The organism is Embleya sp. NPDC059213 (assembly GCF_042754445.1).
Lineage (GTDB): Bacteria > Actinomycetota > Actinomycetes > Streptomycetales > Streptomycetaceae > Embleya.
The window spans coordinates 43,155-69,202 of sequence record NZ_JBHZAV010000035.1; the positions used below are offsets into that span (position 1 = coordinate 43,155).

At 72.6% G+C, this 26,048-nt stretch carries 26 protein-coding genes; 9 read left to right on the plus strand and 17 right to left on the minus strand.

The window, feature by feature from the left end:
* Positions 1-24: 24 nt before the first annotated feature.
* The 12 genes from ACFXMF_RS15825 to ACFXMF_RS15880 all read right to left on the minus strand — a co-directional run bounded on the left by ACFXMF_RS15825 (position 25) and on the right by ACFXMF_RS15880 (position 13,469).
* On the minus strand, positions 25-1,263 hold the full coding sequence (locus tag ACFXMF_RS15825) for a thioester reductase domain-containing protein (protein ID WP_379990872.1): 1,239 nt from the start codon (positions 1,261-1,263) through the stop codon (positions 25-27).
* Positions 1,260-2,252, minus strand: a complete 993-nt coding sequence (locus ACFXMF_RS15830; protein WP_379990873.1) for an ACP S-malonyltransferase — start codon at positions 2,250-2,252, stop codon at positions 1,260-1,262. The genes ACFXMF_RS15825 and ACFXMF_RS15830 overlap by 4 nt, the downstream gene beginning before the upstream one ends.
* On the minus strand, positions 2,249-3,469 hold the full coding sequence (locus tag ACFXMF_RS15835; protein WP_379990874.1) for an NAD(P)/FAD-dependent oxidoreductase: 1,221 nt from the start codon (positions 3,467-3,469) through the stop codon (positions 2,249-2,251). The genes ACFXMF_RS15830 and ACFXMF_RS15835 overlap by 4 nt, the downstream gene beginning before the upstream one ends.
* 49 nt (positions 3,470-3,518) lie before the next feature.
* Positions 3,519-4,265, minus strand: coding sequence for a 3-oxoacyl-ACP reductase FabG (fabG, locus tag ACFXMF_RS15840; protein ID WP_360307044.1), 747 nt, complete (start codon positions 4,263-4,265; stop codon positions 3,519-3,521).
* Positions 4,266-4,267: 2 nt separating this feature from the next.
* Complete coding sequence (locus ACFXMF_RS15845) at positions 4,268-4,519, minus strand: acyl carrier protein (RefSeq protein WP_380020663.1); 252 nt, start codon at positions 4,517-4,519, stop codon at positions 4,268-4,270.
* A complete protein-coding gene (locus ACFXMF_RS15850) occupies positions 4,516-5,586 on the minus strand; it encodes a beta-ketoacyl synthase N-terminal-like domain-containing protein (protein ID WP_379990876.1) in 1,071 nt (356 codons plus the stop codon). Before ACFXMF_RS15850 ends, ACFXMF_RS15845 begins: the two co-directional genes overlap by 4 nt.
* On the minus strand, positions 5,583-6,788 hold the full coding sequence (locus ACFXMF_RS15855; RefSeq protein ID WP_379990877.1) for a beta-ketoacyl-[acyl-carrier-protein] synthase family protein: 1,206 nt from the start codon (positions 6,786-6,788) through the stop codon (positions 5,583-5,585). The genes ACFXMF_RS15850 and ACFXMF_RS15855 overlap by 4 nt, the downstream gene beginning before the upstream one ends.
* Entirely contained in the window at positions 6,785-7,774 is a 990-nt protein-coding gene (locus tag ACFXMF_RS15860; protein ID WP_379990878.1) for a beta-ketoacyl synthase N-terminal-like domain-containing protein, read from the minus strand. The genes ACFXMF_RS15855 and ACFXMF_RS15860 overlap by 4 nt, the downstream gene beginning before the upstream one ends.
* Positions 7,774-8,991, minus strand: a complete 1,218-nt coding sequence (locus tag ACFXMF_RS15865; protein ID WP_380020665.1) for a beta-ketoacyl-[acyl-carrier-protein] synthase family protein — start codon at positions 8,989-8,991, stop codon at positions 7,774-7,776. The genes ACFXMF_RS15860 and ACFXMF_RS15865 overlap by 1 nt, the downstream gene beginning before the upstream one ends.
* Positions 8,988-10,487, minus strand: a complete 1,500-nt coding sequence (locus tag ACFXMF_RS15870; protein ID WP_379992216.1) for an AMP-binding protein — start codon at positions 10,485-10,487, stop codon at positions 8,988-8,990. The genes ACFXMF_RS15865 and ACFXMF_RS15870 overlap by 4 nt, the downstream gene beginning before the upstream one ends.
* Complete coding sequence (locus tag ACFXMF_RS15875) at positions 10,484-12,484, minus strand: AMP-binding protein (protein WP_379992215.1); 2,001 nt, start codon at positions 12,482-12,484, stop codon at positions 10,484-10,486. Before ACFXMF_RS15875 ends, ACFXMF_RS15870 begins: the two co-directional genes overlap by 4 nt.
* 421 nt (positions 12,485-12,905) lie before the next feature.
* Complete coding sequence (locus tag ACFXMF_RS15880) at positions 12,906-13,469, minus strand: Lrp/AsnC family transcriptional regulator (protein WP_380018042.1); 564 nt, start codon at positions 13,467-13,469, stop codon at positions 12,906-12,908.
* A gap of 63 nt (positions 13,470-13,532) precedes the next feature.
* Between ACFXMF_RS15880 and ACFXMF_RS15885 the strand changes: the two genes are divergently transcribed.
* Entirely contained in the window at positions 13,533-13,679 is a 147-nt protein-coding gene (locus ACFXMF_RS15885; protein WP_380018043.1) for an alpha/beta hydrolase, read from the plus strand.
* Positions 13,680-13,771: 92 nt separating this feature from the next.
* Here the strand turns inward: ACFXMF_RS15885 and ACFXMF_RS15890 are convergent, their stop codons facing one another.
* Positions 13,772-14,551 carry an NAD(P)H-dependent oxidoreductase gene (locus ACFXMF_RS15890; RefSeq protein ID WP_360307011.1) on the minus strand — a complete coding sequence of 260 codons (780 nt, stop codon included), beginning with the start codon at positions 14,549-14,551 and terminating at the stop codon, positions 13,772-13,774.
* A 161-nt stretch (positions 14,552-14,712) separates the two neighbouring features.
* On the opposite strand from ACFXMF_RS15890, the gene ACFXMF_RS15895 reads away from it, so the two are divergent.
* A complete protein-coding gene (locus ACFXMF_RS15895) occupies positions 14,713-15,561 on the plus strand; it encodes a helix-turn-helix transcriptional regulator (protein WP_360307008.1) in 849 nt (282 codons plus the stop codon).
* Positions 15,562-15,675: 114 nt separating this feature from the next.
* Here ACFXMF_RS15895 and ACFXMF_RS15900 read toward each other — a convergent pair whose 3' ends face one another.
* Together ACFXMF_RS15900 and ACFXMF_RS15905 are read right to left on the minus strand one after the other, a co-directional pair.
* On the minus strand, positions 15,676-16,365 hold the full coding sequence (locus ACFXMF_RS15900) for a 2-phosphosulfolactate phosphatase (protein ID WP_360307005.1): 690 nt from the start codon (positions 16,363-16,365) through the stop codon (positions 15,676-15,678).
* A gap of 173 nt (positions 16,366-16,538) precedes the next feature.
* Positions 16,539-17,129, minus strand: coding sequence for a hypothetical protein (locus ACFXMF_RS15905; RefSeq protein ID WP_379992755.1), 591 nt, complete (start codon positions 17,127-17,129; stop codon positions 16,539-16,541).
* Between the two features lie 438 nt (positions 17,130-17,567).
* Here ACFXMF_RS15905 and ACFXMF_RS15910 point away from each other — a divergent pair, with 438 nt between their 5' ends.
* From ACFXMF_RS15910 to ACFXMF_RS15920, 3 genes are all read left to right on the plus strand, one after another.
* A complete protein-coding gene (locus tag ACFXMF_RS15910) occupies positions 17,568-18,242 on the plus strand; it encodes an RNA polymerase sigma factor (RefSeq protein WP_379992754.1) in 675 nt (224 codons plus the stop codon).
* Complete coding sequence (locus ACFXMF_RS15915; RefSeq protein ID WP_379992753.1) at positions 18,239-19,315, plus strand: CU044_5270 family protein; 1,077 nt, start codon at positions 18,239-18,241, stop codon at positions 19,313-19,315. The genes ACFXMF_RS15910 and ACFXMF_RS15915 overlap by 4 nt, the downstream gene beginning before the upstream one ends.
* 161 nt (positions 19,316-19,476) lie before the next feature.
* A complete protein-coding gene (locus ACFXMF_RS15920; protein ID WP_360306993.1) occupies positions 19,477-19,830 on the plus strand; it encodes a beta/gamma crystallin domain-containing protein in 354 nt (117 codons plus the stop codon).
* 72 nt (positions 19,831-19,902) lie between these two features.
* On the opposite strand, the gene ACFXMF_RS15925 is transcribed toward ACFXMF_RS15920, so the two are convergent.
* Positions 19,903-20,523, minus strand: a complete 621-nt coding sequence (locus tag ACFXMF_RS15925) for an L-threonylcarbamoyladenylate synthase (RefSeq protein WP_360306990.1) — start codon at positions 20,521-20,523, stop codon at positions 19,903-19,905.
* A 157-nt stretch (positions 20,524-20,680) separates the two neighbouring features.
* Here ACFXMF_RS15925 and ACFXMF_RS15930 point away from each other — a divergent pair, with 157 nt between their 5' ends.
* The 4 genes from ACFXMF_RS15930 to ACFXMF_RS15945 all read left to right on the plus strand — a co-directional run bounded on the left by ACFXMF_RS15930 (position 20,681) and on the right by ACFXMF_RS15945 (position 25,464).
* Positions 20,681-21,208, plus strand: a complete 528-nt coding sequence (locus tag ACFXMF_RS15930; RefSeq protein ID WP_360306987.1) for a DinB family protein — start codon at positions 20,681-20,683, stop codon at positions 21,206-21,208.
* Between the two features lie 172 nt (positions 21,209-21,380).
* On the plus strand, positions 21,381-22,028 hold the full coding sequence (locus ACFXMF_RS15935) for a hypothetical protein (RefSeq protein WP_379992619.1): 648 nt from the start codon (positions 21,381-21,383) through the stop codon (positions 22,026-22,028).
* A gap of 161 nt (positions 22,029-22,189) precedes the next feature.
* Positions 22,190-24,553 (plus strand): phosphoketolase family protein, encoded by a 2,364-nt coding sequence (locus tag ACFXMF_RS15940; protein ID WP_360306981.1) that lies wholly within the window; start codon positions 22,190-22,192, stop codon positions 24,551-24,553.
* Positions 24,554-24,954: 401 nt separating this feature from the next.
* Positions 24,955-25,464, plus strand: coding sequence for a universal stress protein (locus tag ACFXMF_RS15945; RefSeq protein WP_360306978.1), 510 nt, complete (start codon positions 24,955-24,957; stop codon positions 25,462-25,464).
* A gap of 90 nt (positions 25,465-25,554) precedes the next feature.
* Here ACFXMF_RS15945 and ACFXMF_RS15950 read toward each other — a convergent pair.
* On the minus strand, positions 25,555-26,048 hold a 494-nt coding region (locus tag ACFXMF_RS15950), incomplete at its 5' end, for a tetratricopeptide repeat protein (RefSeq protein ID WP_380020667.1).

Here is a 26,048-nt window from a genome sequence, read left to right on the forward strand (position 1 = left end):
CGTATCCGAAGATTTGGTTGCCCATTATGCCGGGAATCGAGCGGCGGCGGACGGCAGGAATCCCACGGACTCGAAGTAGTCGAGATGGGCGTTGATCGATCCGCCGTCCATCGGCGGGCATGCGACGTCGGCACCGCCCGCCCCGCCCGGGCTGCCCCCGACGTTGCCGACGGGCGGCTGCGCGGTTCCGTCCAGGAGGGCCCGGTAGGACGCCAGCAACAGGCTCGCCCTGGTCAGGGCACCGTCGTACCCGTGCCGCGCGTCCCACAGGCGGGTGAGCCACACCTCGGGCGGCACCAACCCGACCGGAAAACGTTCCGCCACGTACCCGAGCAATTCGCGCAGCGCCATCCCGGAGGGGTCGAGCAGGTGTCGCACCGGCCCGGCGGGCGCATCCGCGGCCTGCCCGCGCACGATGGCGCGGGCCACGTGGTCCACCGGCATGAAGGACACCCGGGAGCCGGTGACCTCCGGGGCTGCTCCCAGCAGCACGACCGCGCGCACGAAGTTCCAGATGGCGTCGTCGAGTTGGCACGCGCCGGTGACCGAGTGGCCGCCGATGCGCCCGGGGCGGTACACGGCGACCGGCACGCCCCGCGCGCCGGCCTGGTGCACCAGGCGCTCCGCGACCCACTTGCTCAGCACGTAGCCGGCCCCCGCCGTCCCGGGCCGAGGGGGTTCTCCGGCGGGATCGGCGGGATCGGTGGGCAGCGCGGCGGTGGAGACGAAGTGCACCGGCTTGACGTGGTCCGCGCAGGCCAGCCGCAGTACCTCCGCCGTGCCGAGCACATTGGCATCGCGGAGCGACTCGTAGCGGGCCACATGACCGACCCGGGCCCCGCTGTGCTGGACGACGTCGACCCGCTCGGCGAGTCTGGACCACTGTCGCGCGGTCAGGCCGAGTCGGGGTCGGGTCAGGTCGCCCGCGATCGGAACGATCCGAGCGGCCGTGTCGGTGTCCCACAGGAGATAGCGCCGCATCGTCTGTTGGAGGCGATGTCGCGCGTGCTGCGGCGTGTCGGCGCGGACCAGGCACCACACGTCCGCGCCGGTGCGGTCCAGGAGTTCGCGCAGGAGGAAGGCGCCGAGGAAGCCGGTCGCGCCGGTGAGCAGCACGCGGCGATCGGACCCGGCCGGCCCGGGCGCGGACACGGGGGACGCCGTCGGGGCGATGTCCGGGTCGAGCAACGCGTCCGCACCCGGATCCGCGCCGCGCCGCACCGGGCCGGTTCGGGCCGCGCCGGGGCCGTCTTCGCGGATCATCCGACACCTCCCGAGCACCGGCGGCGCGTCGACGCATCCGAGGGCGGCGGATCGGGCCGGCGGTCGGTCCGGTCGTCGTGGCCGAGGGGTGTCGCGGCCGTCGACCGCACCGCCACCTCCCCGATCCCGACGAACGGCGTCGCCCGATCCCTGCGCCCGAGTCGCAGCAGCGTGTCCCCGGGCCCCGCGTCGATCAGCCCGGGGACCCCCAGGTCGCGGACCGCGTGCATCGCCTCGTGCCAGCGGACCGGGAGTACCAGCCCCTGGGCCAGTCGTTCGCGGATCTCGTCGGGGTCGGTGTGCGCTCGCGCGTCGATCGCCGAGACGAACCGTGCGCCGCCCGGGCGGAACCGCACCGCCTCCAGTCGGCGGCGCCAGCGCGGGACCGCGTCCATCATGAGCGGACTGTGAAAGCCTCCGGCGATGGGCAACGGCTCGGCGCGCAGGCACAGTTCGGCGGCCAATCGCACCGTCTCCCGGACGGCGACCGGATCGCCCGACAGGACGACCTGGCGTGCGCTGTTGAGGCCGGCGATTTCCAGGATGCCACCGTTCTCGGCCAGCACGCGGCGGCGGAGCCACTCGATGTCGGCCGGTCCGGCGCCCACCACCGCGACCATCGCACCGGGCCGGCGAAGGTGCTGCGCCCGGCACAGCGCGCCGCGCGCCACCGCCAGGTCGAACACGTCGTGCACGTCCACGAATCCGGCACACGCGGCGGCGGTGAGTTCGCCCAGGCTGTGTCCCACCGCCGCGGGCGGCCGGACGCCCGGCCCGAAGGCCGCCTCGACGGCGGCGATGCCCACGGCGCAGGTGGCCGGTTGGTTGACGGCGGTGTCGGTCAGGTCCAGGGCGTCCGGGTCGGCCGCGTCGAAGGTGTCCAGCAGCCGGGCCACGAGGGCGTGCCGATGGTGCGCGCGCAGGGCCGCGGTGAGCACCGCCGCCTTGGTGCCCTGGCCGGGGAAGGCGATACCGAATCCGGTGGTCATCCGCATACCCCACCCTCCTGTAGTACGTCGGTCGGGTCCGGGACGTCCGTCGGGTCCGGGACCGATGCCTCCGTCGGCTCCGCGGCGGGACCCGCCGCCCGGTCCAGGAACCGCTGGGTCGACACCGGATCGTCCGCGATCGTGGCCAGGAGGCGCTGCCCGCGGTCGGGGCGCAGCCGCGCGAGCGTGAGGGCGTCGGTGTAGCGGTCGGCGAGCAGCCGGTCCCGATGTCCGGCGAAGCGCCGCAATGCCGCCCGCAGCAGCGGTTCGTCGTGCAGGTCGGCGCCCACACAGGCGGTGAGCAGGGCGGCCTGGCGAAAGGCCGCGGTGATGCCGTCCGCGGTGATCGAGTCCTTGTGGTGCCCGGCGTCGCCGACCAGTGCCCACCCCGGGCCGAACGCGCGGCGGAAGTAGTTGAGTTGCGCGCCGCAGCCGAACAACCGCTCCACCCGGGTGCCGGCGCGGGCCCGCTCGTACGGTTCGGGCGCCGCCGCGGCGAGGCCGTCGAGGTAGCCGGCCTCGGGGCGGGCCCGCAGCGACGCGTACGCGGCCTGCGGCCGATAGACCCCGATCAGCGTGCGCCCGTCGTTGGTCGGGACACAGCCCACCCAGTGTCCGCGCACGGCGTACGCCTCGAATCCGTTCGCGGGCACCCCTTCCCAATAGCCGTAGTAGACACAACTGAGCACGGGGTCCTCCCGGGTCACCGGGGCCCGTACCGATTCCGCCACGACGGACCGCATGCCGTCCGCGCCGACGACGAGCGTGGCGGCCTCGGTACCGGTGCTCGTCCCGGCACGCCAGCGCACGCCGACGGCTCGGTCGCCGTCGAAGACCACGTCCGTCACCCGGCAGCGCTCGCGGAATTCCACTCCGGCGGCGGTCGCCGCCTCGGCGAGGATGTGGTCGAGCAGATGTCGCCGCGGCGCGTAGGCCGCAGCGATTCCCCCGATCGGCGTCGGCGCTCCCGCCAGGGTCACCTCCCCCAGGCGGTGCGTCACGGCCGTGATCGGCGGACAGCCGGTGGCCGTGACGCGGTCGAGCAGGCCCCACGCGTCGAGCAGCGCGACTCCGGGCTGATGGATGTAGAGGGTGGAGAGCGTGTCCCGGGGGAACCGGGCCCGTTCCACCAGCAGGACCCGGTATCCGGCGCGGGCGAACAGCATGGCCGTCGGCGCGCCCGCGCAGCGGGCACCGACCACGATCACGTCGTACATGGCGAACTCCTGGCTCCCGGGCGGCACTCGAAGAAGGTCGGGCGGGCGCTCACAGGATCAGCCCGCCGTCCACGCCGATCACCTGTCCGTTGATGTAGCGGGCCCGGTCGGAGGCGAGGAAGGAGACCAGGTCGGCGACCTCCTCGGGGCTGCCCGGTCGGCGCAGCGGGATCCGGTCGATGATGGCCGCCCGTGCCGCGGCCGGTAGTTCCGCCGTCATGTCGGTGCCGATCAGGCCGGGGGCGACCACGTTGGAGCGCACCCCGAAGCGGCCGAGTTCCCGGGACAGCGACGTGGTGAAGCCGACGATGCCCGCCTTGGACGCGGCGTAGTTGCTCTGTCCGGCGCTGCCGTGCGCGGCGGCGACCGAGGACACGGTGATGATGCAGCCGCCGCCGTGCCGCATCAGCGCGAGGGCGGCGGCACGGCACACGTGGTAGGTCCCGTCGAGATTGTTGCGGATCACCTCGTCCCAATCGTGGTCGGACATCCGCACCAGTGGCCGGTCCCGAACGACGCCGGCACACGTGACCAGGGTCGACGGCGGTCCCAGTCGCGCCTCGGCGACGGCGACGAAGGCGCGGGCCTCGGGTGCGGCCGAGACGTCGGCCCGATGGGCCAGCACGGTCGCGCCGGCCGCGCCCGCCTCGGCCACCACCTTCGCGGCGGCGTCCGACCGGGAGCGGTAGCAGAAGGCGACGTCGAATCCGTCCGCGGCCAGCCGGTTCACCACGGCTCGTCCGATGCCGCGCGATCCTCCGGTCACCAGCGCGACCGGCCGCCGGGTGTCCGCCATGCTCAGGCCGCCCCGAGTCGGGCCGACAGGAATTCGTGTACGGCGTTCACCGAGGTGAGTTCGGCGAATTCGGACTCGGCGAGCCGGACGCCGTAGCGCTTCTCCAACTGCACCATCAGCTCCATCGTGGTGAGCGAGTCGATGCCGAGGTCGACGGCGAACTCGCTGTCGTAGGCGACCATCTCGTCGGCGTGTTCGAGTTCCTCGACGAAGAAGTCGCGCAGTTCCTCGCGGGTGGGGGTGGGCCTGGTCATGATCGGTGTCCCTTCGTGGTGGCCGGTGTCGTCCGGTCGTCGACCGGCGGCATGCGGTGCCCGGGGCCGGCGGCGGCCGGGGTGAGGTCGGTGATCGAGAGGTGGCCGTGGGCGGAGGCGGCGACGACCGCGACGCGATCGGTGAGGCCGCCGGGGGTGGCGAGCCGACCGGCGACACGGCGCACCGGCGTCAGGCAACCGCCGCCGATCGCCGCCGGGACGGCCGTGATCTCGCTGTCGGGGGCGCATGCGGGCAACCAGGCGGCAACGGCCGCGCCGAGCGCGGAGTCGTCGAGCACGGCATCGATCCGGCGCGGCGGGCCGTCGTCGGCGAGTCGGCTCCACAACCCCGCGAGGACGGCCCGCGCGCGGTCGGGATCGGCGCCCGCGCCGGCGCCGGGAACAAACGCGCTGTACGTCGAGCAATAGCCGTACCCCGCGGCACCGCCCGCGGGCACCTCCTCGGGCTCGCACACCAGGACCGCGGCGCCGATGTCGACCGGTGCCGCTGCGAACCGGGCCCCGGACCGCTGTGTGGCCGAGGGCGGTTCCTCCACCGCGCCGGCCAGGACGACCGAGGCGCGCCCCGCCGCGAGCGCGCGTGCGGCGCTCTGGAGGGCGTCCAGCCCCGCCACGGCCGGTGAGTTGGTGGTGAGGTCGAAGCCGCGCAGCAGGTGTTCGGGCGCCAATCGGGCCGCGAACATGCTCGTCGCCATGTACGGGACGCGGCCGGGCGGCAGTTCCGCGGCGCCGAGATCGATGATCGTCCGGTCGAACTCCTCGATCAGGGCCGCCCCGGCGTTGTTGGTTCCCACGATCGCGGCTCGGCGGTGTGCGGGCACCTCGGCGAACCGAGGGCCGCTGTCGATCACAGCCGCCCTGGCCGCGGCGAGCAGGTGGAGGCAGCCGGCGGGCAACCGACGATAGCCGCGTCCGGGCAGGGCCGCGGCGACCTCGAACCAGCCGGGCTGGGGCGCGGATCGCGGTCCGAGCGCCCGATCGGGTCGGTCCACGCCGGGAGCGATCACTCCCAGGCCGGTGACGCGCATCCGCGCCGGGGCGGTCATGCCGGCCACCCCCGCCCGGCGAGCACGAAGGACGAATTGTTGCCGCCGAAGGCACAGGTGTTCACCAGCACCGCCGGGCGTGCCGGCCGCAGCGCGGCCTCCCGGGGCAGCCACACCTCGCAATCCGGGTCCTGCTCCACCGGTGCGTTCGCGGGGATCCGCGCTCGGGACAGGATCAACGCCGAGGTCAGGCAGGCGAAGATCCCGGCCGCCGCGGAGGTGTGCCCGATCATCGCCTTGAGCGCGAACAGCGGCAGCCGGTCCGTCACTTGGCCGAACACCCGGCGCAGCGCACGGCTCTCCACCGCGTCGTTGAGCGGGGTCCCGGTCGCGTGCGGCAGGACGCAGCCCACCCGGTCCGGAGCCAAGTCCGCGTCGGCGAGGGCCTCGCGCATCGCGCGCACGAGCTGGGTCGCGTCCGGATCGGGCGCGGTCGGGTGTCGGGCGTCGCAACTCCAGGCCACCCCGGCGAGTTCGGCGTACGCACGGACACCGCGAAGTCGGGCGTGCGCCGCCGATTCCAGTACCACCATCGCCGCGCCGTCACCGAACACGGTGCCGGCCCGGTCCCGGGCGAACGGGCGGCAACTGTGCGGGTCGGCCGCGCCGAGCCGGTCGAAGCCGCCCATGCCGACCCGGGTCACCCCGTCCGCGGCGCCGACCAGGACCACGGACGCCTCGCCCGAGCGGATCAGGTCCGAGGCGATGCCGAGCGCGTATCCGCTCGCCGAACAGGCGTTGCCCACACTGATGTTGCCGCGTCGCGAGCCGATGGCCGATCCCACGGCCGCAGCGGCGACCGCGAGCGGTGTCCACTGCGGATGGCCGGCCCCGTCGGCGCCGCGTCGTTCCTCCTGCACACTCGCGTTGCCCATTTCGCAGCCCAGCACCACCGGCACGTCGGCGCGGTCGCGGTGCTCGATCCCGGCGTCGTCGAGCGCTTCGAGGGCAGCCGCCACCGCCATTCGCGGCACCGCGCCGAGCGGGACGCCCGCATGCCGGCGCGGGTGCTCGGGGACGGCGGCCTCGGGCACCCGATACATCCGCCTGGCCCGCATGTTCAGGTGCGGCAAGTCGACCTCGCGCGGCGCGGCGCCACCGGCGAGCAGCGCGTTCCAGTACCCGCCGACCCCGGCCCCCAGGCAGGAGACGGCGCCCAGGCCGGTCAGCACGGCCCGGTGTTCGTCGGCCCCGGGGGTCATGCCGACCACCTCCCGCCGGGCCCGGAGCCGGGGCGGCCGAGCAGCACGGCCGCCACACCACCGGGATCACCCTCGCCGTCGGCCGCGCCGGTGTGGTCGTCGCCGGCGACGGCCAGCACGAAGTCGTCCTGCGACCGGTCGAACCGGGCCGCCCCGGCCGCGCATTGCAGCACGCCCAGCGCGCCGGAACACCGGCCCAGTCGGGCGGTCAGATCGAGCGTCGACGCGGGGTGGCCGGGCGCCACCCACAGCCCGAGCGGGCCGTCGTAGACCTTCGTCGCCTGCCCGACCGCTTCGGCGCGGCCGGCCGCTCGGCCGTATCCGGCGATCACGGCCCGCGCTCGCACGCCGCGGGCGCGGGCGTCTTCGGGCCGCTCGACGACCAGGCAGGCCGCGCCGTCCAACCACCGCCCGCCGCCGTGCTCGCGGTGCAACCGGGCCACCGGCGCGGTGTCCGGTTCGACGCCGACCACGACGGCGGCCTCGGCACGGCCGGCGGCGAGCAGCGCCGCGGCCCAGAACACGGCGTCCAGGCCGCCGGTCGTGCCGCTGCACAGGGTGATGTTGGGTCCGCGCAGGCCGTGCGCCATCGCCACCCAGCCGGCGGTGACGTTGCTCGACATGTGCGGGACCCGGATCGGGCTCAGGCCGGTGACGGTCTCCGCGGCGATGGTGTCGGTGAAGTCGCAGACGGTGTCGAGGTTGCCGAAGTTGCTGCTGACGATGACGGCGGTGGTCGCGGGGTCGCGCAGCGCCGCGCCGGCCAGGGCCCGGCGCACGGCGTGCAGGGCCAGACGGGAGGCCCGGTCCTTGTGCCGCATCCCGGCATCGGCGCGAGCGGCGTCGCCGTCGCGGTCGGCTCCGGCCGGGGACCCGACCCCGGCCTCGGCCGGTTCCAGCAGGTCGTATTCGTCGTGCAGGCCGGAGACCGCGAGCCCACAGCCGGTGATCACGGGTGACATCTCGTGCGGCGTTCCGGTGGGCATCACGGCGCCTTCCCCACCACGGCGACGGCGTTGATGCCGCCCAGGCCGATCGCGTGGATCTGCGCGGTGGCGAAGCTGCCGACGGCCGGTTCGCCCACGACCAGGCGCAGGTTGCCGGCCTCGGGAATCGGGTCGTACAGGTCGGCGATCGGCGGGAGTTCCCCGGACCGCAGCGCCAAGACGGCAACGACCAGGCTCATCAAGCCGGAGCCACCGCAGGTGTGTCCCAGCCCGGATTTGATCGAGGTGATCAGCGGGCCGGATCCGGATCGCCCGAACACCTCGCCCAGGACCCGGGATTCGACCACGTCGTTGTGTCGGGTACCGCTGCCGTGCACGACGACCAGGTCGATGTCCTCGGGCCGGACCCCGGCGCGCCGGTGCGCCTCGCGCACGGCCGCCGTCACGCCCGCCGGGTCGGGCACCGTCGGATGCGCGGCGTCGCAGTTCATCGCGACGCCGCGCAGCCGGGCGAGCGCCGGGCGGTGGTGGGTGTCGGCGCGGCGCAGCACGACGGCCACCGCGCCCTCGCCCATCACCATGCCCTTGCGATCGCGATCGAACGGGCGGATCGAGTGCGGCGCCGGGTGCTGCACGCGGTCGAGTCCACCGAAGGCGCTTTCGGTGATCGAGTCGGTACCGGCCACCACGACGGTCTCGGCCAGGCCGAGCGTGATCAGGTCGGTGGCCATGCCGAGGGCGTACAGGGACGCGGCACACGCGCCGGCCACGGTGTCGGTTCGGGTGGTGCCGAACGCCTCGCGCATGGCCCGGGCGAAGTGCAGGTCGGCGGGTTCGAGTTCGGTGCCGTCGCGCCACCACAGTTCCGCCGAGCGCAGTTCGCGCAGGGTGGTTCCGACGATCACCGGGACGTCCGCGATCCCGCCGACCGGCACACCCCGCAACGGTTCGCCGCCGCCCGCGCGTTCGGTGTCGCCCCCGCGTTCGACGCCGCCCGCTCCCCCCTCGGTCAGTCCCGCGTCCGCGAGCGCCCCGCCGACCGCGGCGCGCAGCCAACGGGTGGCTCGGCCGGGCTCGTCGCGGCCCGGAACCGCGCGATCGTCGATCTCGTACGCGTTCTGCACCCGGAACGCGGCACGGTCGAAGGCCCGCAGCAGAGCGACTCCGCTCTCGCCGCGACACAGTGCCCGGTGGATCGCCTCCGGTTCGTTCCCGAGGCAGGCGACCGCACCCATGCCGACGATGTCCCAGGTCATCGGGCCTCCTCGGGGGCGCCCAGCCGGAAGCGGGCGAGTTTGCCGGTGGAGGTGGTCGGGAGCGCGTCGATGAGTTCGATCCTTGAGGGGCGCCGGTGCGGCGGCAATCGGTCGCGGATGGCCTGCAAGGCGCTCCGGCGGACCTGCGCCGGCACGGCGCCCGGTACCAAAACGGCGTAGGCGACGGCCTGTTGCAGGCCGGCCGGGTCCCGGTCGGCGACGACGGCGCAGTCGGCGATGCCCTCGGTCGCCTTCAGCAGTGCCTCGATCTCCGCCGGCGCGACCTTGTGGCCACCGATGTTGAGCAGGTCGTCGGTACGGCAGACGTGCCGGAAGTCCCCTTCGGGGGTGCGGTACACGACGTCCCCCGGGTAGACGCCGCCGTCGGCGAACGTGCGCGCCTGGGCCTCGGGCCGGTCGAGGTAGCCGATCGCGGCGGACGCGGACGCGATGTGCAGCCGGCCGTGGGTCCCGGTCGGCACCGACCGTCCGTCGTCGTCCCGCACGGTCGCCGTCACGCCCGGTACCGGGTGACCGGTGGATCCGTGCGGTGGGGCGTCCGGCGCGGTGGCCAGCACGATGTGCAGGACCTCGGTCGCTCCGAGGCCGTTGACCAGCGGGAATCCGAAGGTCTCGGTCGCCCGGCGGGCCAGGTCGGCGGGCAGGTGCTCGCCCGCGGCGACCGCGACGCGAACGGAGGAGGTGTCCGGTCTCGCTCCTCGGTCGGCGACCGCGGCCAACAGGGATTCGTACACCCTCGGCACGGCGCACAACACGGTCGGCCGGTACCGGTCGATCGCGGCGGTCACGGTGAACGCGTCGACCGGGCCGGTGAGCAGCGCCGAGCGGGCGCCCGCCGCGAGGGGGAACAGCAGCGAGTTGCCGAAGCCGTAGCCGAAGGAGAGTTTGGCGGTGGACAGGACGGTGTCCGACTCGGTCAGCGCGAGCACGCCGCCGAAGCCGGTCGATACGGCGCGCAGGCCGCCCGTCGAGTGCCGGACGCCGCGCGGCCGGCCGGTGCTGCCCGAGGTGTACTGCACCAATACCTCGGCTTCCTCGGCGAACCTAGCCGGTGCGTCCGGATCGACGAACCCCCTTTCCTGGTCCAGGTGTTCGTGCCGGAAGCCGAGCGGGCCCAGGGCCGCGGCCAGTTCGTCGCGGCGCTCGCGCGGCAGGTCGAGGTCGGCGTATTCGGCGGCGCAGTCCCGGGCGATGAAGGCGAGTTCGGCGTCGCGGAGCATCGGGTTGAGCACGACCGGCACACACCCGTACCACCACAGGCCCAGGACGGCGACGATCGCGTCCGCCGTGTCGTCGGTGACCACCAGCGCGCGGCAACCCCGGCGGATTCCGCCGGCCGCCAGTGCGCCGGCGTACTCGCGTGCCGCGTCGGTCAGTTCCGCATAGGTCAGGGAGCCGGTGCGGTCGGTGACGCTCGTCCGGGCGCCGCGGCCGGCCGCGAGGTGCCGCAACAGGAGCAGGTCGACGGGGTTCATCGGGAGTCTCCTCGTTCGGTCTTCGGGTCGTTGTCGACGCCGTGCCGCATCAACGCGGCGAGCACATCGGCCAGGCAGTCCAGCCCGGCCGCTTGCTCGGCCGGAAACCGCACCCCGAAGGCGCGTTCGATCCGGGCGACGAGTTCGGTCTTCTGGAGCGAGTCCATCTCCAGGTGCGCGTGGAAGGCCGCGTCGGGAGTGATGCGTTCGGCCTCCGTCTCCAGGACCGCAGCGACGATCGCGCGCACGTCCGCGGCGTCCGGGGTGGTTCGACGAGTCATGGCTTCCTCCTGCCGTGTCGGGCGGCCCGATTCGTCGACGGCCGCCACGAACTGCGTTGATACGGTGGCGAGATGGCCGGGCAAGTCGCGGTACTTCTCCCGCAGTTGCCGTTTGAGGACCTTGCCGGTCGCGCCGACGGGCAGGTCCGTGTCGGCGGTGGCGATCTCCAGGGCGGCCAGGGCGGGCTGGCCGGCCGCGGCGAGCGCGGTGTTGGCCCGATCGAGGAGGGTCGCCGGATCCGCGCCGTCCTCCCGCGGCCGGACCACCGCCACCGGCACCTCCGCGCCGCGATCGCCCGCGCCCACCACCGCGCAGTCGGCCGCCTCGGGCAGGGCGAGCAGGATCACCTCCTCCATCAGGACGGAGTGACCGGGCGCTCCCGCGGTGTGGATGGTGTCGACGACGCGGTCGACGTGGAAGTAGTGGTTCGCCGCGGTCCGGCGCACCAGGTCCCCGGAGAGGAACCAACCGCCGAGGAAGCTGCGGTGGTAGGTGTCCGAGTCGTTCCAATAGCCGGTGGTCACCGATTCGCCGCGGACCCCGAGCAGGCCCACCTCCCCCACGTCGGCGTGGCTGCCGTCCTCGCGCAGCACCGCCACCTTCATCGCCGAGCCGGGCCGGCCGAGGTGGCGCGGGGACGACGGTGTGTCGGGTGTGGTGGAGCGACGCAGTGCCGCCCAGCCCAGCTCGGACGAGCCGAGGATGTCGTTGAAGACCGAGCCCGCCGCGGCCCGGCCCGCCACGGTGCGCCCGCCCATCCGCACCAGGGGACGCACGTGCGCCTCGTGGGCGGAGTCGCCGACGTTCACCCAGTCCGCCACCGACGCGAAGCACGCCGGGTCCGGGTCGGAGACGGCGAGTTCGGCCAGGGTGTGGTTGAACGCGAAGATCGTCGTCGGCCGGTGCGCGGCGGCGGCGCGGGCCAGGCCGGCGGCGCTGCGGTCGGCCGAGGAGACCACCGGCAGACCGGCCGCCAGCGCGAAGAAGGTGATCGCGATCGCGGCCCCGTGGCTCTGGGGAGCCGCGCACAGCAGCAGCGAATCCTCGGGTTCGGGTTGGGTGGCGAGCCGGAACCGGGTTCCCGCGACGCTCTGCCGGTGGGTCCAGGTGACCAGTTTGGGCCGGCCGGTGGTACCCGAGGAGTGGCACAGGAACACCGGGTCGTTGTCTGCGTGCCGGTATCGCGCCCGGTCGGGCAGTCGCGCGTTGCCCGGCCCGGCCCCGTCCGCGCGGGTGTGCGTCCAGCGCAGTCCGGGCAGTGCCCGGTGCCGCCCGCCCAGGAGTTCCAGGTGCGCGGGGTCGGTGTACAGACCGACCGGGTCGGCCCGCTCCAGCAGACCGAGCGCGGCCTCGGGCGGCAGCCGGCCGTTGAGCACGACCGCGATGGCCCCGATCCGGGCGAGGGCGGCCAGGTGCAGGTGGTCCTCGAAGGAGTCCTCGATGTAGAGGGCGACCCGGTCGCGCGGTCGCACGCCCCGGTCGAGGTAGTGGCACGACCACGCGTCGGCGAGGGCGTCGAGTGCGGCGATGCCGAACTCCCGCCGCAGGGTCCCGTCTTCGACCACGAGGGGCGGATCCGACACGAGCAGGGGCGCGTCGGGGGCTCGGCTGTACTCCAGCGCGGTACGCCAGAGGTTGCCACCCCCGAGCCGGGCGTCCCGGGCCAGGGCGATACGTGCCGATCGTGGCAGCAGGGTATGTCGGGCGGACAGCATGGGATCCCCGATTCGCGGTGGGAGGACCGAAAGCGCTCCCGCCTGGCGCGTCGACGACGCCGCGGCTGTGCGGGAACGGGTCCAGTGCACCCATGCCGGGCGGCCCGGGGCAACCGGTTGCGCCCTCGGGCCGCGGGGTTGAGCAACATTCACCGCCTGTCGGGGCGGACGGCCGCCTGCCCGCGCAATCCCGCCGATGCCTCGGCTCGACGGCCGGGACGAACGCGAACCCCGAACTCCGCGGGCGCTCCCGCCGGTTCGGTCCACGACTCCCGGGCTCGGCCACACGGCCGATCGGTGGTCGTGCCCGTATCGTGTCGCCCGCGAAGACCCCGCAGGACCGGTTTTCCCGAACAACGCGTCGCCGAGCCGGCCGAGCGCGTCCCGACCCGCCCCTCGCCGAACGCGCCGGCGCGGCCGCTCAGGACCACATGTCCATCGGGACGAAGTCGATGCTGCGGCCCTCGGTGTCCAGCAGGTGGCCCATGCGCTTGGGGTTGGCCAGGGTCAGCCGGCGGTCCTCGACGACCAGGTGCGGGAAACGTTCGGCCAGGTGTGCCTCCAGCCGTCGGGTGTCGGGCAGGGAGCGCACCCAGGCGGTGATCAGCAGGCCGTGCCGGGCGGCGATCGCGGCGCACATGCGGACTTCGTTGACCGCGGCGATCGAGGCGCCCACGTGGGCGAGTTCGGTGCTGGGCACGTCGGCGAGGTAGTGCACGAAGGTGGGGAATCCGGAGACGCTCTGCGCGATTTCGCAGCGTGGCACGACGGTGCCCTCGCGCAACATCCGGCCCAGCCGGCGGCGCACGGTCGACTCGCTCATGCCGGTGAGCTCGGCGAGTTCGCCGTAGCCGAGCCGACCGTCGGCGCCGAGCGCGATGAGCAGCGGCCGGTCCCCCGGCGCGAGGATCGCCGGGCCGGCGGGGAGCGTTTCGCTGCTCGTGGGGCGCAGCAGGCCGCGCTGTCGGCGGTCGAGGGAGCACAGGTCCGCGCGCGTCGCGGCCCTGGACGACGTACTGGCATCGTCGCGGCGAGTTCCGACGACCCCCTGGCGTCGGCCGAGCGGGTCGCCGAGTCGGCCCGCGCGTGGGGCAGCCGGTTGGTGGAACTCGGCCCGGTCGGACACCTCAACCCCGCCGCCGGCTTCGGCCCCTGGCCCCGGGCGCAATCCCTGCTCCGCGCCGCCGCAGGCTGAACCCGCGCCACCGGGGCGGTCGACCGCGGCCGCCCCGGACCGCGACGAACCGACACGGGCCGGCCCGCCCCCGTCCGGTCCCGCGCCGGCGATCAACCCCGCACGTGCAGGCCGAAACCGCTGCGGCCCGGCGCTTCCAGGCCCTCTTTCAACCGCAGCGACGGGATCTCGTAGTCACCGAAGTTCTGCCGCCGGAACGCGATCGGCTCGGTCGCCTCCAGCGACAGCAGCCGTTCCTTCCACGCCTTCGCGGCGTCCTCGAAGTCGCCGCCCGCGATCCGGTCGGCGCCGTACAGCACGAACGGCGGCAGCACCTCCAGGCCCGGGTAGTACAGGATCCCGTGGTGGATCGGGAACAGCAGGTCCTCGATCGGGCCGTTGATCCCACGATCGCCGTAGTGGGACTCCGGGCCCCCGACGGTGACCGAGAGGATCGCCCGCCGCCCCTTCAGCGTCCCCTCACCGAAACGCTCGCCGTACCGGGTCTCGTCGTGCACCCCGACGCCGTAGGCGAAGCGGTACGAGAACACCCGGTCCACCCAGCCCTTGAGGATCGCCGGCATCGTGTACCACCACATCGGAAACTGGAAGATCACCGTGTCGGCCCACAGCAGCTTCTCGTGCTCGGCCACCACGTCGGGCGTCAGCGCACCGGCCTGGTACGCCCGGCCCGAACTCGGCACCACCTGAAGCGGGTTCGTGGCGTGCTCGGCGAAGTCCGCCGCGTCCACCACGGCCTTCCAGTTCATCGCGTACAGGTCGCTCACCCGTACTTCGTGCCCGGCCGCTTCGAGGGTGGACACGGCGAGGTCCTTCAGTGAACCGTTCAACGAACGCGGCTCGGGGTGGGCGTGGACGATGAGCGCCTTCATGGCTGTTCCCTTCAACGAGGTGTGTCGCCTCAACGAGGTGTGTCGCCATGAATCCTGGGCCGCCACGCGTGCTTCGTTCAGGGGCGCCGCTTCCATCGGACCGGAGTTCCTGGTATTCGCAGGGCCACCTTCGTTCGCGCCGCCGGAGCCATACTGGGGGCATGGACGATCTTGCGGGTTTCCTGCGCACCCGGCGCTCCCGGGTCGACCCTTCCGCCGTCGGCATCCCCACCGACAGCCGCCGCCGCGTCGAAGGGCTGCGCCGCGAAGAGGTCGCCCACCTGTCCGGGGTCAGCGTCGACTACTACGTACGCCTGGAGCAGGGCCGCGCCACCCAGCCCTCCGAACAGGTCCTCGACGCGCTCGCCCGAGTCCTCGGCCTGGACGAGACCGAACGCGGGCACCTGTACCGGCTCGCCCGCCAGCGCCGCCGCCGCGCGAAGTCGCCCAACGGGCGCCTGCGGCCCGAACTGCTGCGCATCCTCGACCTGGTCACCGACGCGCCCGCCCTGATCATGGACCACCGGCTGGACGTGGCCGCCGGGAACCGCCTCGCCGGGCTCCTCTACGGCCGGGAGATGCCGGGCCTGAACACCGCTCGGCACATCTTCCTCGAAGAGGCCGAACGCGGCCTCTACGCCGACTGGGACATCTGCACCCTCGACGTGGTCGGGCACCTGCGCCTGGCGGCCGGGAAGTACCCCGACGACCCGCGCCTGGCCTCGCTGATCGGCGAACTCGCAATGGGCAGCGAGCGCTTCCGCCGCCTCTGGGCCCGCGCGGACGTCCGCGCCCGCACCCACGGACGCAAGGCCTACCGACACCCCCTGGTCGGACTCCTGGAACTGCACCAGGAAAACTTCGCCCTACCGGACGAATCCGGCATGGAACTCCTGGTCCTCTCCGCCGCCCCCGGAACCCCCACCGAGGACGCCCTACGCCTTCTGGGCACCCTCGCCACCGACAAACCCCCCACCACGAAACCCGTCCCGACAACGCACGTGTCCTGAACCACCGCCGAGCCGTCGGGGTCGGCCGCACAGCCGGACAGCCGGCCGGGAGTCGAGGCGCAGGACGGCGAACCCGTCGCCCCGCACACGGGCCTCGGCCCACCTCACCGGCGATCAGCCGGTCGGTGTGGGCACGGTGTACGGGCGAAGGACCATGAGTTGGTCCTCCGGGGTTGCCACCATGGCGAAGGGGAAGCGGTCGAGTTCGAGACAGAGTGCGACGTCGTCGGGATGCACTCCTTGTCGCACGCCCTGCGCCAGCTCGGCGGCGGCGCGCGACTCGCCGGCGCGGCGGAGGAAGTCGGCGGGGTCCGTCCCGGCCTCGGTGGCCCTGCGGGCGATGTATTGAGCGCACGCCAGGTCCTCGTCGGCGCGCCCGTCCTCACCGGTGACCACGAACGTGACACGTTCACACCCGTGTTCCCGCAACAGCCGAGCCGTTGCCTCCGCCACCACGAAGCCGGCGCACAACACCAGCGACGCCTCCTTGACCGCAAGGGCGCCGACCGTCCCCGCCGTGGTCTTCTGCACAACGGTCCGTCCGCCCAGGTCGAGGGAGCGCAGCAGGCCCGGCGAGTTGACCGTGTCGAACCCGGGCGCGGGCGGACCGTCCTTGAGCGCCACCCACTCCGGATGGCGAGCCTTGAGCGCCAGGGCTTCGTCCGGCGACTCGGCGAGAACGATCTTTTCCGCCCCCTGGGCAAAGGCCCAGGCAGCCACCGTGAAAGCACGCATCACATCGATCACGACCGCCGCGGAGGGAGTTTCGACCAGCTCGGCGATACCAAGGAAACGAGCGTCCATCCGGTCATGATGGCGCACGTCCGAGTCGAAACGCCGAGGCAGCGATACGCATCACACCGACCGTCTCGGAATGCGACACGCCCTCGGGCGGCGCGTACCTCGGCACCGGCCGGTCGTGGCCCGGCGCCGAAGCACGCGCCGCCCGAGTGCCGGACGGCGTTCCGCGGCTACTTTCAGGCGCGGATCGTGTACCAGGCGCCGAGTCCGTTGCAACCCGTCGCGTTGTAGGTGGTGCTGCGGTAGCCGGCCGGGATGGGCGAACCGGGGCAGGTCCAGATCCCGTTGCGGACGAGCTGGTGGTACCACGCGCCGATGCCGGTGCAGCCGTTGCGGTCGTACCCGGTGACCACGTAGCCGGGCACGATCGGCGAGCCCGAGCAGGTCCACATCCCGTCACGCGCGAGTCGGTGGAACCAGGCGCCCACCCCGCTGCAACCGTTGCGGTCGTACGCGGCGATCACGTACCCCGGCACGATGGGCGAGCCCGAACAGGTCCAGATCCCGTCACGAACGGGCTGCTGTAACCACGCCCCCCGACCGTTGCAGCCGTTGCGGTCGAACGCGGTGATGACGTACCCGGTCGGCACGGGCGTCCCCGGACAGGTCCACCCGCCCTCGCGCGCGGCGGACGACGCCTGAGTCCCGGCTAACGACGCCTGCGTCGCGGCGGCGGCCGTGCCCGTCGCGGTGCCCGCGAGGACGACGGCCGCGAGCAGTACGACGGCTCCCACCCCCGCGGCGATCCTGCGCCGGACATCCGCCATCGTCGTGCAATTCCACAGTCGAAGCAATTTGCTGTTCAATTCACACCGATCCGATCGACGTGTTCGTTCGATATCCCGGACGTTCCGGGAACACCCGACGATAGGGCAGAACGCACCTTGATCGGTTACGACGGAAGAAATTCGCGGAAAAGAGTAAACGATCCACTCGGGCCGGAATATGACGACCCTCCGGTTTTCGGCCGGCAGAGCTGTGGCAGGAATCCGAAACTCCGCTTCCCATTCGGCACCTAATCACAACTCCCCGACAAGCCCGCCCGCCCGACCCACGAATTCGAGTTACCGGTACGCAGCCGGGAACAGGAGCACGGCGACGCCCATTTCGTCCACCGGAGGCGACAACGAATCTCCCGCAGGAATGGAGCAGGGCATGTGACGGGGGTCACGGGAACCGGTGGGGCCGGTCGGACAGGAGCAGTCATGGAGTTGTCCTTGCGTGCCCGTGTCCGAGCCGGCGACCCCGCCGCCTTCGCGGGCCTGTTCGACGATCATGCGCGTGCCGTCTACCGCTACGCGCTGCGCGTGGCGGCGGATCCGGCCGGTGCCGAGGACGTCGTGTCCCTGACGTTTCTGGAGGCGTGGCGGTTGCGCGAGCGCGTCGATCCCGAGCCGCCGGCACGGCAGGAGGGGGACCCGGACGAGGGTCTGCGTGCCTGGTTGTACGGGATCGCCACGAACATCCTGCGCAACACCGCCCGTTCGGCGCGTCGGCACCGCGCCGCGATGGATCGGCTGCCGCCGCGCGGCCCGGTGCCCGATTTGGCCGACGAGGTCGTCGATCGCGCCGACCACGCGCAGCAACTCGCGGCGGCTCGCGCGGGCTTGGCGCGGCTGCGGCGAGGAGACCGGGAAGCCATCGCGCTGGTCGTGTGGTCCGGGCTGGGATACGCCGAGGCCGCCGAGGCACTCGACCTGCGGGTCGGCACCCTGAAGTCCCGGTTGTCGCGCGCCCGCAACCGACTCAGGAAGTACGCGGCGGAGGAACTCGAACGAACAACGGGAAATCGGGAACCGCCCTCGCCCACAGGACAGCTCATGGATGACCGCAGCGCAGCGATCCGGCCGAACAACGAACAACCCGGGAGGGCACGATGAACACCGATCCGCGAACCGAGGGCGGCGGCCACGACCACGGGCACGCTACAGCGGGGGTCCCGGACACCGAACCGGCGGCGTTGGCCCCTCCGGCAGCCGTCCCGGAACTCCGCCCGGACCGCCACCTGTTGCTGAAGCAACACCTGATGCACGAGATCCGCCGAGCCTCGGCGACCGCGCCCTCGCGTCGGCCTCGCACGCTCCGGAAGTGGCAACTCGTGGCCCTGCCCGTCGCGGCGGCCGCAACCGTCGCCGCGATCATCGCGGGCGTGAGCGTCGCCGGCGGCGATCCGAGCGGGACGAAGGTCTCCCGAGCCGAGCAGCGGTCCGCGAGCGCGCTCTTGGTCCGCGCCGCCGTGACCGCCGAGACCGGAAGCCAACTCCCGGTCCGGGACGGCCAATACGAGTACGTCCGGACCCTCGGATACAGCGCCGTCCTGGGTGGACCCGAACGGGCGCCGACGTTCCGGCATTCGCCGATCCGCACCACCGAGCATTGGCGTCCGGTCGACGGTACGGGCACCTACCTCCAGCGCGGCGGCAGCGGGACCGAATTCCGCGAGGAGCACACCGGGCCGGGGAACCTGCACCGGCCCGACTACCGCTTCATGCAGACCCTGCCCACCGACCCGGCCGAACTCCTGCGCCTGCTCCGCAAAGCCGCGCCCGAGCACGGCGGAAACCCCGTCGACCAGCAGACGTTCTCCCTGATCGGCGACCTGCTCATGAACGCCGCCGCGCCGCCCGCGGTGGTCGGCGCGCTGTTCCGGGCGGCGGCCCTGCTGCCCGGAGTGACCGTCGCCGACGACACCGTCGACTCCCTGGGACGCCCCGGGGTCTCGGTCGCGCGGGACGAGGTACAGGGCTCCCGCGCGGAATGGATCCTCGACCGGGCCACCTCCGCGTTCACCGGCGTGCGCGAAATCTCCACCACGGACACCGTGTACGCGCCGGCAGGCACCGTTCTCAACCTCTCCTCCGTCGTCGAACGCGGCTTCGTCGACCGGCCCGGCGGTCGCCCCGACACGCCTGCGGCCCCGGCGACCCCGGCGACCGGCTCCGCAGGCGCCTGATCGGGGCCACCCCTGCACGCGGCCGAGTCGCGCCCCCGCCCCGCCGCCATTCGAGTGAATGTTCCCGGAACCTGATGTTCCGGGGGGTCCGCACCCGACAGGCTGCTTCCTGCCCGATGCACCAGCATCGTTGGTTGGAATTTTGCGTCCGAGGAGGACCCGTGATCTCGAAAACCAAGAGGGCCGCACGTTCGATGGCCGTGGCGTTGGCCGCGGCCGCCGCGTTGACCCTGGTCGTGCCGCCGAGCCCCGCCTTCGCCATCGACCATGTGCCCTGTCGTGGTGGCGAGGACTTCCTGAAGATCTGGTCGCACAACGGCGGAGACCAGAGCGTGGACTGCTACGCGAACCGCGGCAGAACCTCCTTCGGCGGGTGGTGGGTCGACAAGATCTCCACGGGAAACAACGACTTGATCTACTACGACGCCAACGGTGATTCGGTCAAGATCGAGCGGTGGCACGAGATCTCCTTCCCGAACCGGCCACCGAGGGTCGACGCGATCGAGATCCTCTGACGAATCGGCGCACCGGCCGCCCGGGTCGGTCACTCGACCCGGGCGCCGACGTCTTCGCCCGAGACCGGGCCGCTACTCGAACCGCGCCGTGTCGCCCGCTCCGCGACGTACGATCTCGGCCTCGTCGCCGGAGAAGTCGATGACCGTGGTCGGCTGGGTGCCGCAATCGCCCGAGTCCACCACGGCGTCCACCACGTGCTCCAGCCGTTCCTTGATCTCCCAGCCCTGGGTCAGCGGTTCGTCCTCGCCGGGCAGGAGCAGCGTGCTGGAAAGGATCGGCTCGCCGAGTTCGGCGAGCAGCGCCCGGGTGACGACGTGATCGGGAATCCGGACGCCGACCGTCTTCTTCTTCGCATGCAACAGTTGCTTCGGCACCTCTGACGTGGCGCGCAGGATGAAGGTGTAGGCACCGGGCGTCGACGCCTTGATGGCTCGGAACACGTCGTTGTCCAGGTATACGAACCGGCCCAATTGAGCGAAGCTCTCGCACACCAGGGTGAAGTGATGCCGGTCGTCGAGGTTGCGGATCGTTCGGATCCGGTTCAGGCCGTCGCGGTTGCCCAATTGACATCCCAGTGCGAAACAGGAGTCCGTCGGGTACGCGACGAGTGATCCGGAGCGGATCAGGTCGGCCACGCTGCCGATCGTGCGCGGCTGGGGGTTCTCGGGGTGCACATCGAAATACTTCGCCATCCGCCGACCCTATGGGGAGGCGGCCCGGATCCACGCCCCCGGCGACCACGACCGGCCCGGTCGCCTCCTGCCGGACGGCGCGCGTGTCCCGGCGGGCGCGCGTGCGTCGCCGGCGAAGTCCCGGGTGGGTCGTGCCGCCATGTGTCAGGGTGCGGTCATGACTACGACACCGGATGGGCGCCGGATACCGCCCGTGCATGCCGGCGAACGCGCCATGCTGGAAGCGTGGCTCGACTTCCACCGCGCCACTCTCGCCCTGAAGTGCTCGGGCCTGCGGGATGAGCAATTACGGCTGGCCTCGGCTGCGCCCTCGTCGATGACGTTGCTGGGTCTCCTCCAGCACATGGCCGAGGTGGAGCGCAACTGGTTCCAGCGTGTGTTCGCCGGCCGGAACGTGCCCGCGATCTTCGGCGCGAGCAACAACGACGGCTTCGCCCTCGACCCGGACCGAGGGCTCGACGAGGTCATGGCGGCCTGGCGGGCGGAGGTCGCTCGCGGGCGCGAACTCGTCGCCGCCGCCGCGTTGGACGACTCCGGCCGCCTGTCCGAGCAGGACGCCCTCGTCCTGGGTGACGAACGGGTCTCGCTGCGCTGGATCATGGTCCACCTGATCGAGGAGTACGCGCGTCACAACGGCCATGCCGACCTGATCCGCGAACGCATCGACGGAGTCTTCGGGGTGTGAGCTCCGGACGGTACGCCGCCCGGATCGTCGGCTCCACGCATCGCATCACGGACCCGCCGCCCCGAGTGCGACCAGCCTCCCGCGCGACCGGATATCCGCGTGCCGCCCGAGCCCGGTCGCGCGCCGGCATGCGGGCGTCCTCGCGTCGGAGTCGGCTGTTACCGTCCCGGCCATGTTGACTGATGGCACGGGCGACGCCGTGCATGGAGTGGCTTTGGTCGAGCGGGTCCTGGAGGTGGTCCGGCGGGACCCCGGGGCCTCCGCGCTGTCGTACGCGGACGTCCCGTGGGTGACCGACGGCGTGGCCCGGCCGTTGCCCGCCCACGCGTCGGCCGAGGTGGTGCTGCCGTCCGGCCGCCCGCTGTCGCCGAGCCTGCGGGCCTGGCTCGCGTACGACACGTCCCTGCTCGACCGGTACGACTGGATGGCCGACGACGGCAGCCTCACGCCGCGCAGCCTCGACGAGTTGGTCGCCGACGAACTGGGCGAGATGTGGGGCGAGATGTTCACGCCCGTCGCCGACCGCTTCCCCGAGTGCTTCCTCCTGCCCGGCGGCTCGGACTCCCGCCGCATCCTGGCCGTCACCGAGCCCGACCGGGAAGGCGAGTACCCGGTGCTCGCCGTCGACGTCGACGACCTGCCCTTCGTCGGCCTGATGTACCCGGGTTTCGATGTCTACCTCGGCAACACCGCGGGTCTGATCGAGCACGAATACGAGTCCTACACCGGCCTGATGGACGACCCCCGCTACTTCCGCCGCATGCACCACCACGCGACCCACTGCTTCGGCGGCGCAAGCCACTTCGAATTTCCCTTCTGAGCCCGGGGCCACCCGCCGGCCCGCATTCGCCAGGCGATCGGCGCGTCGCGCCGGGGCCGCATCGGCCCGGTCCCGTAGGGCCGTTCGGCCCTTCACCGGGTGCGTGGCGGGCGCGAGCGTGGGAACGAGCGGAGTTCCGGCGCTACAGGAGAGGAAGTTCGATGACGACGGCGATTCCCGAGGGATCGGACCTGACGACGGTCGACGCCTGGTGGCGGGCGGCGAACTACCTGGCGGTGGGGCAGATCTACCTGGGCGGCAACGCGTTGCTGAGCGAACCGTTGCGGCCCGAGCACATCAAGCCGCGACTGCTCGGGCACTGGGGCACCTCCCCCGGCCTGAATCTGATCTACGCGCACCTGAACCGGGTGATCCGCGAACGCGGCACCCACGCCCTGCACGTCACCGGTCCGGGGCACGGCGGCCCGTCCGCGCTCGCCGCGTCCTGGCTGGACGGCACCTACAGCGAGCGCTACCCGAACGTCCCCCGCGACGCGGCCGGAATGACCACGCTGTTCCGCCAGTTCTCCTACCCCGGCGGGGTACCCAGCCACATCGCCCCCGGCGTGCCCGGCTCCATCCACGAGGGCGGCGAACTCGGCTACAGCCTCTCGCACGCGTTCGGCGCCGCCTTCGACAACCCGAACCTGGTGGTCGCGTGCGTGATCGGCGACGGCGAGGCCGAGACCGGGCCACTCGCCGCGTCCTGGCACGGCACCAAGTTCCTCAGCCCGCGCACCGACGGCGCGGTGTTGCCGATCCTGCACCTCAACGGCTGGAAGATCGCCAACCCGACCCTGCTCGCCCGGATGCCGCGCACCGAGTTGGACGCGCTGCTGACCGGCTACGGATGGCGCCCGATCCACGTCGAGGGCGACGAACCGGCACGCGTGCACGCCGCGTTCGCCGCCGCGCTGGACGAGGCGCTCGACGGGATCGAGGCGTTCAAGGCGAGCGGACAGGGCCGACCCCGATGGCCGATGATCGTGCTGCGCACCCCCAAGGGCTGGACCGGACCGCACACCGTGGACGACACGCCCGTCGAGGGCACGTGGCGCTCGCACCAGGTCCCGCTGGCGGGCGTACGGGAGAACCCGGAGCACCTGGCCCTGCTGGAGAGGTGGCTGCGCTCCTACCGCCCGGACGAACTCTTCGACCGGGACGGCCGGCCCACCCCGATCGTGCTCGCCAACGTACCCACCGGCGAGACGCGGCTGGGCGCGGTGCCCGAGGCCAACGGGGGCACCGTGCTGCGGGACCTGCCACTGCCCGATCCGAACACCTTCGCGGTCAAGGTGGTCGAACCCGGCGCGTCCTCGTCCGAACCCACCCGGGCCCTCGGCGAATACCTGCGCGAGGTCTTCGCCCGCACCGCGACCCGCCGCGACTTTCGTCTGTTCGGCCCGGACGAGACCGAATCCAACCGGCTCGGCGCGGTCTACCGGGCGACCGCCAAGGCGTGGCAGGAGCCGATCACCGACCTGGACACCCACCTGGCCCCGGACGGGCGGGTCGTGGAGATCCTGTCCGAACACACCTGCCAGGGCATGCTGGAGGGCTATCTGCTCACCGGCCGCCACGGCGTGTTCTCCTGCTACGAGGCGTTCACCCACATCGTCTCCTCGATGTTCAACCAGCACGCCAAATGGCTGCACGCCTCCCGCGAGATCGACTGGCGCCCGCCCATCGCGTCGCTCAACTACCTGCTCACCTCGCACGTGTGGCGCCAGGACCAGAACGGTTTCTCGCACCAGGACCCCGGCTTCGTCGACAACGTGATCAACAAACGCCCCGAGGTCGTCCGCGTCTACCTGCCGGCAGACACCAACTGCCTGCTCTCCGTCGGCGATCACGCTCTGCGCAGCCGCGGCCTGGTCAACGTGATCGTGGCCGGCAAGACGCCCACCCCCGACTGGCTCACCATGGACGAGGCCGTCCTCCACTGCGCCCGGGGCGCCGGCGTCTGGGAGTGGGCCTCCAACGACGACGGCGACCCGCACGTCGTCCTGGCCTGCGCCGGCGACGTGCCCACCCTGGAGACCCTCGCCGCCGTCGACCTGATCCGCCGACACCTGCCCGGGTTGCGGGTGCGCGTGGTCAACGTGGTCGACCTGATGCGGCTGACCCCCGAGACCGAGCACCCGCACGGCATGCCGGACGCCGAATACGACGCCCTGTTCGGCACCGACGTCCCGGTGATCTTCGCCTACCACGGCTACCCGTGGCTGATCCACCGGCTTGCCTACCGCCGGCACAACCACGACCACCTGCACGTACGCGGATACAAGGAATACGGCACCACGACCACCCCGTTCGACATGGTCGTCCTCAACGACATGGACCGCTACCAACGCGTGATCGACGTCATCGACCGCGTCCCCGGTCTGGGCACCCGCGCCGCGACCGTACGCCAGAGCATGCTCGACGCCCGCACCCGACACCGCGCCTGGATCCTCGAACACGGCGAGGACCTGCCCGAGGTCCGCGACTGGACCTGGACGACCGACACACCCGGCGACCGCTGACCCGAGGCGAGATCCCCCGTGACCCGGGTGCTCGTCATTCGGCGCGCCCCGAGTCGATCGGCACAGGGCCACCCGTACCGGTGGGGGGGGGCCCGCGGCCCCCCCCCCCCCCACCCCCCCCCCCACGGCCCCGGGGCGGGGCGTCACCTTCCGGCGCCGCCCCCCCGGTCCACCGCCCCCCCCCCCCCCGGGCGGGGGGGCCCGCCCCCCCCCCCCCCCCCACCACTCCCACCGGCCCTGTGCCCGGGGTCGCGGACGTTCCATCCTGGAGACGGGTGAAACCTCGCGATCGCGAAGCCCCGGGACACGGGACGTGCGATGTGCGCTATTCGCAGTGCGCTGTGCGCTGTGCGATCACGACCACCACCGCCCACCTGCCGCGGGACGAAACGGAGTTCGACATGGAAACGCTCGGTACCCACTTCGACCGGGACACGCTCGGCCGTCCCCCTCGGCCGGAGACCGTCCCCACCGACGAGAGCACGAAGGCCCGGCCCGAGGGACGGATCGTGGTGGGCCTCGACGGCTCGTTCGGATCCGCGCTCGCCCTGCGTTGGGCCGCCCGCGAGGCCGCCGAACTCGGCGTGACCCTGGACGTGGTCACGGCCTGGACGGACGCCGACCCCGATCGCCCGACCCTGGACCGCCCCGACGCCCCCCTGTCCGTGGCGCGCGAGCGGCTGGAACGCGCCCTGGCAAGCCTGGTCCGGGCCCCGATCCCGCCGGAGCGCATCGTGGCCACCCCGCTGCACGGTCCGGCGGGCGAGGTCCTGGTCGCCCGCGCCCGCAACGCCCGGTTGCTCGTGTTGGGCACCAGCGGCATCGAGAGCCCCACGATCCCCGGCCCCACCGGCACGTACTGCCTACGCCACAGCGTCACCCCGGTGCTCTTCGTCCCGGCGGACGCATAGTCCGACGACCACCGCGTTCGAGCGGCCGGGACCGAGCACCCATCCGAACTCGAAGCAGCACCGGGGATGTGGCACACACCGCGAGTTCCCTCACGTGAGCCACCTGCGCAGGACACTCGTCACCGCCACCGTGTCGGGGTGTTCCACGCCCGACAACCGCTGGTAGTCGGCTACCACCCACCCCAGCAGCACAATCGCCTCGCCGGTCCGCCCCGCCTGCCGGTACGAGACCGCCAGGTTCGCCCGAACCGTCAGCGTGGCGGGGTGCTCCGGCCCCGAAAGCCGCTCGCGGTCGGCCAGCACCCGCTCCTCGATGTCGATCGCCTCGTCCGTCCGCCCCGCCTGCCGGTACGAGGAGGCCAGGTTCGTCCGCGCCGTGAGCGTGTCGGGGTGCTCCGCGCCCGACAGTCGCTCGCGATCGGCCACCACCCGCTCCAGCAGAGCGATCGCCTCCGCCGTCCGCCCCGCCTGCCAGTACGAGACCGCCAGATTCGCCCGGGACGTCAGCGTGTCGGGGTGCTCCGCGCCCGACAACCGCTCGCGATCGACCAGCACCCGCTCCTCCAAGGCAATCGCCTCGCCGA